This window comes from Spartinivicinus marinus (assembly GCF_026309355.1).
GTDB lineage: Bacteria > Pseudomonadota > Gammaproteobacteria > Pseudomonadales > Zooshikellaceae > Spartinivicinus > Spartinivicinus marinus.
Map to the genome: position 1 here is coordinate 6,406,525 of NZ_JAPJZK010000001.1, position 15,447 is coordinate 6,421,971.

The 15,447-nt window shown below is 37.9% G+C and carries 12 protein-coding genes; 10 read left to right on the plus strand and 2 right to left on the minus strand.

Features of this window, described 5'->3' with window-relative positions; all coding sequences use genetic code 11:
- Window positions 1-11 precede the first annotated feature (11 nt).
- A complete protein-coding gene (locus tag OQE68_RS28135) occupies window positions 12-1,919 on the plus strand; it encodes a methyl-accepting chemotaxis protein (RefSeq protein WP_180566725.1) in 1,908 nt (635 codons plus the stop codon).
- A 98-nt stretch (window positions 1,920-2,017) separates the two neighbouring features.
- Here OQE68_RS28135 and OQE68_RS28140 read toward each other — a convergent pair whose 3' ends face one another.
- On the minus strand, window positions 2,018-2,377 hold the full coding sequence (locus tag OQE68_RS28140) for a DUF7079 family protein (RefSeq protein WP_180566724.1): 360 nt from the start codon (window positions 2,375-2,377) through the stop codon (window positions 2,018-2,020).
- Window positions 2,378-2,904: 527 nt separating this feature from the next.
- Window positions 2,905-3,363: a type III secretion system chaperone gene (locus tag OQE68_RS28145; protein ID WP_180566723.1), complete on the minus strand. Its 459-nt coding sequence runs from the start codon at window positions 3,361-3,363 to the stop codon at window positions 2,905-2,907.
- Between the two features lie 222 nt (window positions 3,364-3,585).
- Between OQE68_RS28145 and OQE68_RS28150 the strand changes: the two genes are divergently transcribed.
- The 9 genes from OQE68_RS28150 (at window position 3,586) to cheB (ending at window position 15,447) form a co-directional block, all read left to right on the plus strand.
- Window positions 3,586-4,305, plus strand: a complete 720-nt coding sequence (locus tag OQE68_RS28150; RefSeq protein WP_180566722.1) for a sulfite exporter TauE/SafE family protein — start codon at window positions 3,586-3,588, stop codon at window positions 4,303-4,305.
- 52 nt (window positions 4,306-4,357) lie between these two features.
- A complete protein-coding gene (locus tag OQE68_RS28155; protein WP_180566721.1) occupies window positions 4,358-6,253 on the plus strand; it encodes a hybrid-cluster NAD(P)-dependent oxidoreductase in 1,896 nt (631 codons plus the stop codon).
- Window positions 6,254-6,457: 204 nt separating this feature from the next.
- On the plus strand, window positions 6,458-7,540 hold the full coding sequence (locus OQE68_RS28160; protein WP_180566720.1) for an HD domain-containing phosphohydrolase: 1,083 nt from the start codon (window positions 6,458-6,460) through the stop codon (window positions 7,538-7,540).
- A gap of 10 nt (window positions 7,541-7,550) precedes the next feature.
- Window positions 7,551-8,027, plus strand: a complete 477-nt coding sequence (locus OQE68_RS28165) for a chemotaxis protein CheW (RefSeq protein WP_180566719.1) — start codon at window positions 7,551-7,553, stop codon at window positions 8,025-8,027.
- Window positions 8,028-8,125: 98 nt separating this feature from the next.
- The gene (locus OQE68_RS28170) at window positions 8,126-9,610 is read left to right on the plus strand and encodes a CheR family methyltransferase (RefSeq protein ID WP_180566718.1); all 1,485 of its coding nucleotides are present in this window, start codon (window positions 8,126-8,128) and stop codon (window positions 9,608-9,610) included.
- Window positions 9,611-9,809: 199 nt separating this feature from the next.
- Window positions 9,810-10,430, plus strand: a complete 621-nt coding sequence (locus OQE68_RS28175) for a chemotaxis protein CheW (RefSeq protein ID WP_180566717.1) — start codon at window positions 9,810-9,812, stop codon at window positions 10,428-10,430.
- 30 nt (window positions 10,431-10,460) lie between these two features.
- On the plus strand, window positions 10,461-11,990 hold the full coding sequence (locus OQE68_RS28180) for a methyl-accepting chemotaxis protein (protein WP_180566716.1): 1,530 nt from the start codon (window positions 10,461-10,463) through the stop codon (window positions 11,988-11,990).
- Window positions 11,991-11,999: 9 nt separating this feature from the next.
- Entirely contained in the window at window positions 12,000-14,336 is a 2,337-nt protein-coding gene (locus OQE68_RS28185; RefSeq protein ID WP_180566715.1) for a hybrid sensor histidine kinase/response regulator, read from the plus strand.
- Between the two features lie 46 nt (window positions 14,337-14,382).
- Window positions 14,383-15,447, plus strand: a complete 1,065-nt coding sequence (gene cheB / locus OQE68_RS28190; protein WP_180566714.1) for a chemotaxis-specific protein-glutamate methyltransferase CheB — start codon at window positions 14,383-14,385, stop codon at window positions 15,445-15,447.

Below are 15,447 nucleotides of genomic sequence, written 5' to 3' on the forward strand. Positions count from 1 at the left end.
CTTTAATTAATATGAACATATTACCCAAGGTTACTCTTTATAGTATTTTAAATATACTGATTATTCTTAGTGTAGCGATTATTAGTTATACCCTTTCATCCAGATCAACTGAAAAGACGGTTGCCATTATTGAAGAAGAAGTCGACCCTATCCTTTCTGCACAAAACCTTGATACTCACTTTACTCAAATCATGCTCTATGCCATTACTCATATGACATTAACTGAAGAGCAAAGCATGCTAGATCTAGAACAAATTATTGAAGAAGAGCGTCGTCTATTTGAAAATTATGTAGATGATTACAGAAGCAACATAAAAAGCATACTTCTGAAAAAAAAGATAGATAATTATGTTGAAATAATTCATGAGATGGATACAACAATAGATCAAGCGATTCATTATAACAAAAATTTTGACCAAGAAGCAGGGCTGAACTTATTACTTGGGAAAGGCAAACTACAGCTGGAAAGTGCTGGCGATTTAGTATTACAAATGAAGAATATACATCGCCTGAAAATCGATGAAAACAAGCAAACTGTGTTAAACAATAACAAAGTACTGGCTAAATCATTAGCTTTAATTGGCTGCATAACTTTAACAATTTATATTTGTATTTTTATTTATATAAAAATAGTTTTTATAAAACCAATAAAGCAGCTATCAAATATGGTCTCAATTGCCAAACAAGGAGACTTGACTTCAGTGGTTTCTGTATCAACAAAAGACGAAGTTGGCATGATGACTCGCTCTCTTCAAGACCTATTTCATGATCGTATTTCCCCCGTCATACGTAATACCCAATCATTAACAAACAGCCAAGCCCAACAGGCTAGTGAGTTTGCTAAATCCTTTAAAGACATTGCAACAAGCTCAGAATCGCTCAAAACACAATCAGGCAAAATATCAGATAGCTCTAATCTCATGGCAACCAATGTAATGTCCGTTGCCGATGCAACCGTCAGTACTTCTAAAAATATTAGTGAAGTCAATCTTTCAATAGAAAAGTCTGTATCACTCCTTAATAACTTAGATAAATTAACAAAAACCAGTGTAAAGGATATTGATGAGCTAAGTGAAATTTCAAACAGTATTTATGATAGTATTCACCAAGTAACGGGGCAGATGAATCAGTTTTCAAATGATATCAGTACCATTAACGCCCTCTCAGAACATTCAAGTCAAGCGGCTACCCGTTCCCAAGCAAGCGTACAGTCAACAATCAAAGTGCTCGGCGAACTCGAAAGCGTAACAGATGAAATTTTTGGCTTCATCGACCAAATCGCTGAAATTTCTACCCAAACCAATGTACTTAGCTTGAATGCAGCGATAGAAGCCTGTCAAACAGCTGATGATATGGGGGGATTTAGAGTAGTTGCAGGTGAAGTAAAAAAGCTAGCCGCTCAAACTCAGCAGGCCAATGTTAAACTGGCTAGGCTCGTGAAAACAGCACAAACTAGATTAACTATTGTCATGAGAAACTGTGATAATGCCTTTGATCGCTCCGCAGAAGTCAATGATAACAATCAAAAAATAGCTAAAATGATGGCACAACAAGCTGAAACCATAGTGGTTGTTTCTCGAAATATAGAGTCGATATCAGCATCATGCACTAATGCAGATGTAATTACTAATAGAGTCATTAACAGTTTTAAAGAAATATCTCAGTCAGTAGAAAATAATTTTTTAGCCACCAAAACCATGAGTAAGAATGCCAGTGAGTGTGAGAGTCATGTGATGGCGATAGTTGAGCTTATAAAACAAGCATCTGAAGAAGCAACTTGTGTCAGCAAAAACCTGAAGAGTATTAATAAAGAAATTGTTGAAATTGATAGCAACGTTGTAGAAAGTCACCGAAGCGCCCAAAATATGTTTGATGCCGCTAAAGAGTTAAATGTGTTAATGGCTTTTTTTAAAGTTTAATCATAATCCAGCAATAATTTACTGGAATACATATTAAGCATACTATTAGCTAATTAAAAATAGAAGAAGCCAAATAATTTTTCTCAAAGAATATAGCTTCAGGCTAAATACTTTTCTAGCTGTTGCCAATGATTCGGAACCCATTTACCCAGTAATTTCCACTTTATATCAATCCACCTTTTTTTTCGTGGAGACAGGCTTTTTACATGAATCCCCACTCTATAGGTAATTTGCCTTGGGCTATACCAACCAATGGGTGGCTGATTCATAGCTAGCCAGTGCTCTCGCCAAAAGCAAGGGGCGACTTCATAACGATAAATGGTATATAGCATTTGTCGCTCGACTTGCGTTGCTTGTAGTTCATTAGCAATACTCTCCAACACACGCTCTGATGGTATTACTTCTGCAAAAAGCTGCGCCAAAATCACCCATATCTGTAAACGTTTACTATCAGACAACTATAAATCCAACTTATTCATTACAACTGTATATGAAAGCATGCTATATCCTTCGCGAATCATTTTTTATAAATGCCTACCTGGCCGTTACTTGCAGCCAGCGAAAACCTTTCGCAATGGGAATATCAACATGCTTATGACTATTTTACGCGGCTAGATTTTAATCCGAACGTCCGTTTTTTTAAAGGCTTTGACTAATATATGTCGTATTAATAAGGTTAATACCATTCTAACCGATCGGTAGTTTTTCCAATAATGATAAATAGAAGTGCCGCAGTCAAAGCATTTTATAGTAAGTAATTTTACACTTACAAACAAAAGGTTGGAATACAGCAAGTAACGATTATACCCAATACGAATGGTTTTTAGGTGAAGCCATCGAGTGACGAGACCCCATGAGCCTATAAATAATAGATGATTGGGGTGAGGAGTGAATATAACAAAACCTAGAAATCATTCGTGAAGGGTATAACAATGTACAAACACTTCATAACGTAGCGCTTGTACATTCAATCGAATAAAAAACCTTAGACTTTAACACCAAATGTAGTACTCATTGTGGAGGATTGAGTTTGATCTACTGGTGGTTTGCTACCTATTTCTATTGTCTGCACCTGTTCTTCCACCTTATTAATATAGGTTTCTAACATTTGGAAAAGCTCAGCATCATCGGTGCTTCCCAGATTAAGCTGAGTCCATAGGATAATGTCGTTGCTCATTTCATCAATGGCCGTCAGCATGGGAGGAAATTGTGCATTGAATAAATTATTGCTCAGCAGCTGTTTTGCTTGCAAAAAATCACCATCCACTAATTTACCGACACTACTAAAAAAGGTAATAATTTGGCTATTATCTGTCATACCAATGTTAATGGTGAGTTTGTCATCTATACTTAAGCTCACTACAGGTTCATTTGGTAGCTCAACATCGCCCATGCCTAACATATTGAGCAGGGTTTTTATACGTAGCCTTACTTCAGCATTCATATAACTTCCTCAGCACTTGGCCTTGAATTTTTCACTTGTTACCAAAATTTTAACATAATCAAAGCTTTTTAATTATCATCAACAGCGGTTTTTTTTAAGCAACACTTGTAGCTACAGCTTAAGCAAACATCAACTCATATCAACATTGACTACCCAACCATAGGCTATTCAGCTTAAACTACTTATCTCATGCCTTCTCATACCGTAACAGGTTATAGATCAATGGACTATTGGTTTACGACAACTTTCGCCTTTGTGATTATTTTGATCGGCTCAGCAGTGCAAACGGCAATAGGCTTTGGGATGGCTATAATCGCCGCGCCATTATTATTCTTGATAAACCCTGACTATGTACCTGGCCCCATTATCCTGGCAGCACTATTTAATTGCTTAGCAAATACTTATTACTTCCGGCACTCAATTTCAATGAAAGGCTTAACCGCTGCCATGCTAGGCCGTATCCCCGGCTGTATCGCAGGTGGTGGTATATTGCTCATCTTATCCCCCTCCTTAATTGCCGCTTCACTGGCCATCCTGATCGCTTTTGCCTTGCTGACTAGTCTTGCAAACTGGTCTTTTCAAGCCACCCCTAGAGCGCTGTTTATTGCAGGGTTTGCCTCCGGTTTAACCGGTACCAGCACCTCCATTGGAGGGCCACCAATGGCGTTGATTGTGCAAAATGAAAGCACCAGCTTTATTCGAGCCAACCTAGCAGGTTTTTTTCTTTATAGCTGTATTACTTCATTAATTATCCTGGTAATAATGGGCAGATTTAATTGGCAACACTTACAACTTGGTCTGCCATTGGTCCCGGCGACTTTATTAGGCAACTGGCTTGCTTATCGAATACTTCACTTTATTAGTAAAGCGCAAATTCGCCAATTCACTCTCTGCTTATGCTGTATTGCCATCATTAGCTTACTATTTGAGGTGTTTGCCTAACCTAGGGGAATCGATTAAGGTAAACTTCTTGACTATGCTAGAGTGATGTTTCATGTCTCAAACTGCCCGTTTATCTGCAATCACCGTTTACCCCATCAAATCAACCGCAGGCCTTTCCGTCAGCCAAGCAATGGCTAATCGCGAAGGACTAGTCTTTGACCGGCGGTTTGTTTTGGTAGATGACAATGGGCTGTTTATAACTGGACGCCAATACCCTCAACTGACCTTGATTAAATCAGCCATTATTCCTGTAGGCATGCAAATTTCAGCCCCTGGCATGCCAACCTTAACCATTAACTATTCTCAATTTACCAGCCAATACGAGCCGATTACTATCTGGAAAGACACCATTCAGGCCCAATACTGTTACCAAGAGTATGACCTATGGTTTAGTGAGTTTTTAGGTAAGCCTTGCCATTTATATTTTTATGGTGATCGTTCACAACGCCCAGTAAAAAAACGCCCTAATGACCAAGTTAGCTTCGCTGATGGCTATCCTCTACTGCTCATTTCAGAAGCATCATTAATTGACTTAAACTGTCGAACCGCTGAACCTATTGAAATGGCCCAATTTCGGCCAAATATTGTAGTCAATGGTACCAAGGCATTTACTGAAGACAGCTGGCAGCAGATCAAAATTGGTGAAGTACGTTTTGATGTAGTTTCTCCTTGTGCTCGCTGTATTTTTACAACTGTTAACCCAAGTAATGCTACCAAAAGCCCACTGAAAGAACCTGTTACTACATTGGCTAATTATCGCAGCGATGAAAGTCATAATATCTTCTTTGGACAAAACCTGGTTGCATTAAACGAAGGTATAATAGTTATAGGTGATTCTGTTGAGGTGATAAAAACCAAAGCACCTGCGGTTTATATTGACAATGCGCCAATCAAGCGAAAACCCACCCAAACCACCCAGCAAGGTAACCACTCCACAACTGACATACAATTAACCTGTCAGCGTGTTATTGAAGAAACACCTACCACTAAAACATTTTTATTTACTAGTACAGAGCGCTTACCCAGCTACTTGCCTGGTCAATATTTGGCTATACAACCTACTATAAATGGCCAAGCGATTACCCGCACGTATACTTTGTCTTCTTCACCTAGCAGGCCAGAGCACTTCGCTATTACAGTTAAACGCGAAGAAAATGGAGTAGTATCTAATTGGCTTCATAACCATTTAATGGAAGGAGATCAAATCACCGCTCAGTTACCCAGTGGCGATTTCCATCTTCAACGCACCAATAATAACAAGCTGTTATTATTAGCTGCCGGGTGTGGTATTACCCCTATGTTATCCATTCTTCGCTGGTTAACCGATCGCCTGGAAAACGTTGATGTGGTGTTAATTTACTCTGCAAGAAGTCAAGCTGATATCATTGCTTATCATGAGTTGCTACTACTGGCCGAACAAAACCCTTGTTTTACTCTTCACATAACATTGACTCAACCAACTCAAATACCTGCATGGCCAGGTTATCAAGGCCGACTCAATCAAGCCATGCTACAACAATGTATACCTGATTTAGCTGAACGCGCTATTTTTGTTTGTGGTTCTGCCAGCTTTATGGAGCACTGTAAAACCCTTAGCCAACAATTAGGTCACGGTTTAACAGATTATTATGAAGAACGCTTCTTTACTCCACAACAAACCCAAGAAGTTGCTACTCCAAAAAAATCCGTATCAATACTCTTTGACTCGTGGGACATAATGGTCAAAGGCGATAATCAAACGCCTCTTCTACAACAAGCGGAACAGGCCGGAGTTGCCATTCCTTATATGTGCCGAGCGGGTATTTGTGGACAGTGCAAAGTGAAAGTGGTATCTGGCCATTATCAACGGCTAGCTGACACACCTTTATCAGAGGAAGAAAAAACTGATAATGTAGTACTAGCTTGTAGTTGTTTAGCAAATAGCGATTTAGTCATTAACGCGATATAAAGGACCCTATAATACTCCTTTTTGAGTGTTTTTTATAAATGCCTCTTTGGGCATTTATAAAGTCCTCTGTTCTTCATACCTGTCTTCAAACACGCTCTTCACAATTTTTACTATTGACAAATATCAGGCCGTTACCTAGTTTTCATACATAATTATAGGTAAATATTTATCTATAAACCCTCCAAACGAAAGCTGTTATATCCTATGCATGGAGAATTTATCACCTCTGCCAAGGTATTAATCGTTGATGATATGGCAACCAATCGGGAGCTTGCTAAAACTGCCTTATGCAGTGCAGCTTACCAAATTGACGAAGCAGAAAATGGCCAAGAAGCATTAGAAAAAATTAAAAACAATCACTATGATGTGGTTTTACTTGACGTCCTAATGCCAGATATTGATGGTTTGGATGTTTGCAAAATATTACGCCAAGAAGCTGATTTTGCATTATTACCCATCATTATGGTAACTAGCCTAGAAAGCCCTGATGATGTCATTCGCGGTATGTCTGCAGGAGCAACTGACTATGTACAAAAGCCGTATTTCCCGGCTGAACTAGTCTCCCGCGTTAATGCAGCGGTCAGACATAAACGCATTATTGATCGTTTAGATGATATTGAAACGGCTTTTTTTACCTTAGCCCGTATTATAGAGGCAAAAGATGCCCACCAAAATGGTCCTTATGATCGCTTAGCACACTTATCATTAGTCTTTGCTCAAAACTTAAAGCTTACCTATCAGCAAATCGATGCGTTATGTCGAGGCAGCATTCTTCATGATATTGGGAAATTGGGAATACCTGACCATATTTTATTAAAATCTTCCCAACTCAATGAGAGTGAATGGGAAATCATGAAACAACATGTCATCATTGGTGAACAACTCTGCAAACCTTTTAAAGCACTTCAAGATACCGTCGACATTATTAAATACCACCATGAAGCTTGGGATGGATCAGGTTATCCAGAAGGCTTATCAGGTAAAAACATTCCATTATTAGCACGTATATTTCAAGTAGTGGATATTTATGATGCACTTAGCTCCAAACGTCCGTATAAGGAAGCTTTCTCAGAAGAAACCACTATTAAGATTTTAAAAGAGGAGTCCAAAAAAGGATTAAGAGATGCCAAATTAGTAAAAGAGTTCATTGCTCTATTAAAAGCAGAACCAAAATTATTTCAAATGCCCAAAGAGTCAATTACTTTATCAAAAAGTTGCGAATTAACAGAAAAGGTAATGAAACTAGGTATTTCTAGTTGGTATCAAAAGATCATCAATTCCTCATAAGCCGATTATTATGATTACTACTCACCAACCTGCTGCACCAGAACAAAAAACATTAGCAACCCTCGTTGAAGGTAGATATGTTCTTCATTTTATGGTTGCAGATGTACAGTGTTGTTTACCTGTTGATCATATTAAACGCATTATTACTTTAGCTGACTTATTTAAAACCCCAAAAGCCCCTTCTTACATGGTAGGAATGTTAAACCTACATGGACAGGCTATTCCAATTATTGATCCTTGTATGTATTTACAACTTGGTACACCGAAACCCTATAGTATTGAAACAACCATTATTATTTGCCGTTATAATAAACATTTATTTGGTATAGCCGTTGGACAGGTGATGGATATTGATATTCTTGGTTCAGAAAACTTACAGTATATCGAAAGCAAACATTCTCCCTTTATTGGCACCGTAAATTTTAATAAAACCATTTCATTTATACTGGATGTCAAATACTTAGCACAAAGCTGTGAAACAATTTAAATATCAATAAGTAACTCACAAATAAGGGTATTACTGAGATGTAAATAGCCATATTTTATAAGGTAATATCATTATTCTCTAACAACCTCATATTCACTATGAAAATTACAGATCTAACAGAACAGGCGGTTACTGACTTTATTGCTAATAGGTTCGGTATTCACTTACAGTCATATCAGATTCCTTATTTACATGATGCTATAAGCAGTGCTTGCGAAAAGTTTAACTACCAATCCCCTACTGAATACCTCTTAGACTTAAGTAATGCCGATTACGACGCCCCTGAGCTTTCTCACTTGATCAATGCGATTACCATTAGTGAGAGCTACTTTTTTCGAGATACTGAGCAAAACCAGTTATTAGAAGAAGAATTATTACCTCGTATCATTCGGCAACATAGAGAAAGCCAGCAGCTAAGTTTACGTATCTGGAGCGCGGGGTGCGCTAAAGGACAAGAAATATACAGCATCGCTATTATTTTACATAAACTGTTACCGGATATAGAGAGTTGGAATATTCATCTACTAGCCACAGATATCAATCAAACTAATTTAAGTGATGCTATTAAAGGACAGTACAATGCTTGGTCCATGCGTTCTACACCAGAAGCTATCATCAATCAATTCTTTCATGTAAATACATTATCTACCGAAAAAATTTATCAAATAAATGACCAACTAAGGAGTTTAGTCAAGTTTAGTTTTATAAACTTATCTCAGGATCAGTTCCCCAATATATGGAGTGAAACCAATAATCTAGATTTAATTCTGTGTCGAAATGTCTTTATTTACTTAAGCAAACTGGCTAAGCCAAAAATAATTGAAAAATTTATAAACTGCCTAAAACTTAATGGCATACTAATATTTAGTGCGTCTGACCTAATTAATTACCACTCTCCGTGGTTAACAAAATACCAGTTTTTAAATAGAGAGTTTTTTGTCAAAATAAAGCAGCCTGACTTAACACAAGATTTCATCAATGACGCCTTTCCCAGCTCCGCTAGCAACTACCCTTCAGAATCCACCACTAAAGAACCACCTTCGACTCAACAAGAAAATAATAATCAGACGTTGCTGGTAACAATTCAAACCATGATGACATCCGGGCATTGGGTTGAAGCTTCAAAACTATGTGATCAATTACTTAATAATTCCTCACTGTACCCGGTTGCAATACAGTATAAAGCAAAGGCTTTAGCAAATATTGGTAAACTTGATGAAGCCAGCAATTTATGTTTAGTTTATATAAAATCTAAACCTCTTGATAAACATGGCTATTTAATTTATAGCTTGATATTAATTGAACAAGGTGAGTATCAACATGCTGTTGACTACCTTAAAAAAGCTATTTATATCGATAGTAAATTTTTAGAAGCCTATTACCACTACGGCCTACTACAAATTCGGTTAGGGAAGATAAAGCAAGGCATTGAAATATTAGAATGTGCAGCTAACTTGGTGAATCAGCAAAATGCGCATTATATCGTCCATAATACCGTAGATGAAACCTACGAGCATCTTGCGCATACTATCAAAGAAGAAATTAGTATGTATCAGTCACTTGATAAGGTAGCTAAAAGTTAATTGAATGGCTCGCATGGACTCCATCAACCTACATGCCAGAACTCAATGAATTGAAGAAATATCTAGCTTAAATTTGTTGAATCTCCTTCAACCATTGCCTAGCCTTAATTAGATAAGCATCATTTTATCAATATAACATGATTCCTACCGCTATAATGACTATTAGAAGCAGTATAAGTGTTATTCATTGAAAGTCAGCATGAAAAAAGTAGTTATGTCTAAAAACACTAATAATAGTGATAGTCCTTCCCCCTCTTCTCCCCCACAACAACCTTATATCAGTGCCAATGAATTATTACCTGTTGATGATAAGCAAAAGAGTATTCTCAACAAAAGAGCAACTGAACTTGCTGAAACAAAAACTGAACTCGCCTTAAAAAGCACTAATCAAGAAGAGTATATCCGATTTAAACTTGGCCAAAGCGAGCAGTATGGAATTCCATATCATTATTTAGAGGAAATCACTTATGCCAATAACATATCAAAGGTACCTTGCGTGCCCTCTCACATCGCAGGCGTCATTAACTGGCGAGGCAGCTTACTAGCCGTGCTAAATCTAGCTATTTTTTTTAATATAGAAGCGAGTGAGGTAACTGATGATAGTCGAGTAATCATTGTTACAGCAAGCAGTATTACTGCTGGTATTCTGGTCAGTGAAATAGAAGAAAATAATACGTACTCTCCTAATATGCTCGCTCCCCCTATTTCATCTGAACGAGTAACCAACATTGACTATGTTAAAGGTATCTATAAAGGAACTATCACCATTATTGATCTTACTGCTATCTTTAGTGATAAAGCTTTAGAGGTCAATCAATAAGATTATCATCACTATTTTGAGGTAGTAGTAATGGATACGAGGGTGCAGTCTCTCAATGAACAAATGGGAATAGATACAAAGCAGCAGCTTGCTCGAAAGCAGTTTATGAGCTTTTCAGAAGCAGACGAAAATATACTATTAGATATGTTACCAGAGGTAAAAAACCGACTTGAGATAATTGTTGATGACTTCTATCAAAACTTTCAACGCTATCCTGAACTGGACAATATAATTACTAATGCAGACTCTAGTATTGATCGGCTAAGACAATCCATGCGCAAATATTTGCTTGAAATGTTTCAAGGCAACTATTCTGCTAGCTATTTTGAAAGCCGCTGTCGTATGGGTTCCATACATAGTCAAATTGGCGTTACCCCCCGCTGGTTCATCGGCAGTATGCCAATTTACCTTCACCATTTTCATCACATCATCGAAGAAAAGTATCACTTCCGATCTAAATTACGCCAACAGGCAATGAGTGCGGTAGGAAAAATATTCTGCCTTGACTTACAACTCGTGATGGATGCTTATACCTATAATTTAATAGCTGATCTTAGCAAATCTAAAATACATATAGAAACCCATGTTAAAAAATATGGCTCATTTATAGGCAAAGTTGCTGCTGGAAACTTAAAAGATCGCATTACAATCAATGGCGATGATGAAGTCGCTCTGTTAGGGCAAAACCTTAATAATATGACAGCTAAACTTGCTACAATGGCAGGTCAAACCAAAGATGCTAGTCAAGCAATTATTGAAACTCTTAATCAAGTCAAAGGTGCCATTACTTCCCAGTCTTCAGGTGCATCTGAGCAAGCTGCTGCCGTTATTCAAACCACTGCAACACTGCAAGAAATAAAAGCAACTTCTAGTCAAACGCTGGAAAAAGCAAAACTGCTTGGAAAAATGGCAGAGCGCACTCATGAGGAAAGCGAGCAAGGTCTGGAAGCGGTAAAACGCTGTGTTGAAGGTATGAATGCTATCCGTGAGCGAGTAGAAGGAATTGCGCATACTATTTTAGCGCTTAGCGAACAAACCCAACAAATTGGTGATATTACGGCAGCAGTTACCGGGTTAGCACAACAACTGAAAATGCTAGCGCTTAATGCATCAATTGAAGCAGCTAAAGCCGGTGAATCAGGCAAAGGGTTTGGCGTAGTTGCTTCTGAAGTTAAAGAGCTTGCTGAGCAATCACAACAGTCAACAGCCCAAGTACAAAAAATCCTTCAAGATATTCGCCATGCAACAGATCGAGCAGTAATGGCCACTGAAGAAGGAAGCAAAGGGGTTGATCAAGGGGTTGAACTGGTTGCTCAATCAGGAGAAACCATGCAGAAGCTAGGCGAAGTGATTCGTGAAACCACAATGGCAAGCCAACAAATCGTTGCAGCTGTTGGCCAAGAGGTAGCAGGAATTGATCAAGTCACCATTGCAATGAGAGAAATAAAGGAAGTCACTAGTCAGTTTGTCAGCGATACAGAGCAAACCAAACAGGCTACCAGTAAGTTAATGGAACTGGCAGAACAGCTCGGGCAAAATGTAAGCGCTTTTAAGCTTTAAGGTAGCTTTATGCCACTAGATAAAGACCTTATCCAACGTTTACTTGTCACCTTTGCCGTTGAACTTGAAGAGCAATGCCAAATAATTACAGATAAACTGCTGTTCACCGAGCAAAATTCATGCAACGAAGAAGAGCTGAATAATAATTACAATACTATTTTTCGCTCAGCGCATAACATAAAAGGCGCTGCAACGGGTATAGAGCTACAAGAATTAGCCGATATTGCTCACCATATCGAATCAATCATTAGCCAGCTTAAAGAAAATAAACAACCGCCTCAATCTGACACAATTGACTTATTCCTTAAATCGCTTGATGGAATGAAAAGCATTTTATCTGCAAAACAGCAAAATATTGATTTCCCTGATAATGTTAAACCACTTATTGAACAGCTAGCTCAACATAAAATATCAGCAGATGCTTTATCAACAAAATCTGCAATGGATACAGTTCAACCAACACAAGAGCCGGGTAACTCATTGTCGGCGGAGCCACCAACCGCTCGCCAGCCAACACCAGAACTTACGGAAAAACCAACCAATAGTTTGGCAAAGAGTAGTGCTACAGCACCTATTTTCAAAAAAAATGAAATTGTAAAAATCAACTTAGATAAACTAACAAAAATAGATGCATTATCTGAAGAATTACAAGTTACTAAAATTGAAATGGAGAATAATCTTGTATTACTAAACAATTTTCAAGTAATCGTAAGGGATTTTCTATCAATCTGGAAAAAAGCACAGCCTGCTTGGTGTAGAATGGCCACTGAGAAGTTACCCGTGGAGATATCTCAATTACTTTGCGATGGTAATAAAACTGTTTCAACGATTAATAACATCACATCAACCTTATATAAAAATTTTCGTTCTACCAGTAATCAATTAGGTGTCCTTTCAACAGCACTCCAAGGTAATGTACGAATTATGCGGTTAGTTCCTGCTGCAACCCTATTCACGCCTTTAACAAGAACAGTACGAGATATCGCTAAAGAGCTTGGCAAAGAAATCAATTTATCTGTAACAGGGGATGAAATTGAAATTGATCGGAGTGTATTAGAAGGTATTCATGACCCTGTAGTCCACTTACTACGTAATGCTATTGATCATGGTATAGAGCTACCCGCTGATCGACTACAAACAGGAAAATCTAAAGCAGGCCAATTAACTGTCACCATCCAAAGCCATGGAAGTGAAATCATTATTATCATTAAAGATGATGGCACCGGGCTCAATGTACCTCAAATTGCTAAAGTTGCTTTAAAAAATAAAATCATTTCTGAAAAAGCATTAGAAAAATTAAGCGATGATGAAGTGATAGACTTAATTTTCTGTCCAGGATTTTCCACCAAAGAAACCATCACAAAAATCTCTGGTCGTGGTGTTGGACTTGACATCGTTCGGGAAAACATAAAAAATTTAAAAGGCAATATTTTAGTTTCAACAGAAAAAAATAAAGGAACAAGTTTTACATTACACTTACCCGTAACTCTTGCTACAGAGCATGGGTTATTAATTCGAACCAGTGAAACCATTTTTGCTATTCCCACGACGGCTGTTGAGCGAGTTAGAGAAATTGACGAACACCAAATTATACAAGTAGAAGCTTGCCTTGCAATTTTATATGAAAATAAAGCGGTTCCCTTACGCAAACTCACAACAATTTTAAACTTACCCGAAAAAAATACAGCTCAAGACGACAATCATTACTCAGTTGTCATTATCGCTAAAGGTTGGAGCATGGTCGCACTCATGGTAGATGAAGTTATTGGTGAACGGGAAATTATTATTAAACCCTTGCAACCTCCTTTAATGTCTGTCAAAAATATCATTGGAGGTGCCTTTATGGGTAGTGGTAATATCGTCATGGTATTAAACCCTGCTGATTTGGTAGATTCGGCTTTAAATTCCATCATACACATTTCTCACATTACCAAGCCCATCACTCAAGAGAAAAAAAAGCAAGCACGTATTTTAGTTGTCGATGACTCCATTACCACACGCACATTAGAACAAAATATCTTGGAAAGTGTAGGCTATAAAGTCAGTGTAACGGTAGATGGTTTGCAAGCCTGGAAACTGGTTCAGCAAGAGTCATTTGATCTCATCGTTGCCGACGTTGAGATGCCAGAAATGAATGGGTTTCAGCTAACTGAAAAGATTAAATCTAATGAGAAATATGCCTCTATACCCGTTATTATTGTCAGCTCGTTAGCCAACGAGGAAGATCAACGTCGAGGCTTAGCTGTTGGTGCAGATGCTTATATCGTTAAAGGCCAGTTTGAAACTAAAGTATTACTAGAAACGGTATCTAGGGTTTTAACAACTTATGGATATCAAGCAGCCTAATCATTTGCCATATAATCATGTTTTTTTATAAATAGAGTCCTTACCAATGATTAAGGTACTGATTTGTGATGATTCTCAGGTAATAGTCGAGCTATTAACAGCTATTTTAGAAAGCACAAATGATTTCCAAGTAGTCGGCAAGGCTTTTAATGGCAAAGAAGCCGTTGCTCTGGCAAAACAACTAAAACCCGATATCATTACTATGGATATTCGTATGCCAGTGATGAATGGGTTTGAGGCGACTCGTCTTATCATGGCTGAACAGCCGACACCTATCGTCGTTGTGAGTGCTAGTGTTAACACTTCAGATTTACAAATAACGTTTAAAGCTTTAGAAGCTGGTGCTTTATCCGTTATCGAAAAGCCGCAGCTATCATCTAATAATGCTTATCAATCCATTAATCGGGAATTACTAGATACGTTACATGCAATGGCTGAAGTAAAAGTTATTCATCACCACTTGCATTTAAAGTCACTCATAAACAGTCCACATTACCAACCAGTGGAATTAGCAACATTAAAAGTTGAACATTATGAACTTATTGCCATTGGATGCTCTACTGGAGGGCCAATTGCACTTATTCAGCTGTTAAAAAAGCTACCTGTGAACTTTCAATTACCTATCCTCATTACTCAACATATCTCTCCTGGTTTTGTCGATGGTTTAATTGAATGGTTAAATTGCTACACAGCACTCTCTGTATTAAAGGCTGTAGATGGTGAAAAAATTGAGCCAGGTTATATTTATTTTGCACCTGACCATTGCCATTTGACCGTCATTAAAAAAAATAATCGTTTATATTGTCAACTTATTGATGCCCCTCCAGTTAAGGGGATCAGACCTTCTGTGAACTACCTGTTCAACTCTATTGCGGTCTGTTGTGGTCAACATGCTATTGCCATCTTATTAACAGGCATGGGAGACGATGGTGCTATTGGAATGGAGGCCATTCACCAAGCAAATGGTTATACTATAATTCAAGATCAACCCAGCGCTATCGTATATGGTATGCCAGAGGCTGCCTTATCAAGAAAGGCGGTTAGTGCTGTTGTCAAACTATCTGAAATGGCTGAGTTTATCATTCGACTTTTATATCAAAACTCAAAGTAA

Excerpts from the sequence above, each read along its gene's own strand:
- OQE68_RS28135 (WP_180566725.1), top strand. The coding sequence starts at position 12 with ATGAACATATTACCCAAGGTTACTCTTTATAGTATTTTAAATATACTG.
- OQE68_RS28145 (WP_180566723.1), bottom strand. The coding sequence starts at position 3,363 with ATGAATGCTGAAGTAAGGCTACGTATAAAAACCCTGCTCAATATGTTA.
- OQE68_RS28150 (WP_180566722.1), top strand. The coding sequence starts at position 3,586 with ATGGACTATTGGTTTACGACAACTTTCGCCTTTGTGATTATTTTGATC.
- OQE68_RS28155 (WP_180566721.1), top strand. The coding sequence starts at position 4,358 with ATGTCTCAAACTGCCCGTTTATCTGCAATCACCGTTTACCCCATCAAA.
- OQE68_RS28160 (WP_180566720.1), top strand. The coding sequence starts at position 6,458 with ATGCATGGAGAATTTATCACCTCTGCCAAGGTATTAATCGTTGATGAT.
- OQE68_RS28165 (WP_180566719.1), top strand. The coding sequence starts at position 7,551 with ATGATTACTACTCACCAACCTGCTGCACCAGAACAAAAAACATTAGCA.
- OQE68_RS28170 (WP_180566718.1), top strand. The coding sequence starts at position 8,126 with ATGAAAATTACAGATCTAACAGAACAGGCGGTTACTGACTTTATTGCT.
- OQE68_RS28175 (WP_180566717.1), top strand. The coding sequence starts at position 9,810 with ATGAAAAAAGTAGTTATGTCTAAAAACACTAATAATAGTGATAGTCCT.
- OQE68_RS28180 (WP_180566716.1), top strand. The coding sequence starts at position 10,461 with ATGGATACGAGGGTGCAGTCTCTCAATGAACAAATGGGAATAGATACA.
- OQE68_RS28185 (WP_180566715.1), top strand. The coding sequence starts at position 12,000 with ATGCCACTAGATAAAGACCTTATCCAACGTTTACTTGTCACCTTTGCC.
- cheB (WP_180566714.1), top strand. The coding sequence starts at position 14,383 with ATGATTAAGGTACTGATTTGTGATGATTCTCAGGTAATAGTCGAGCTA.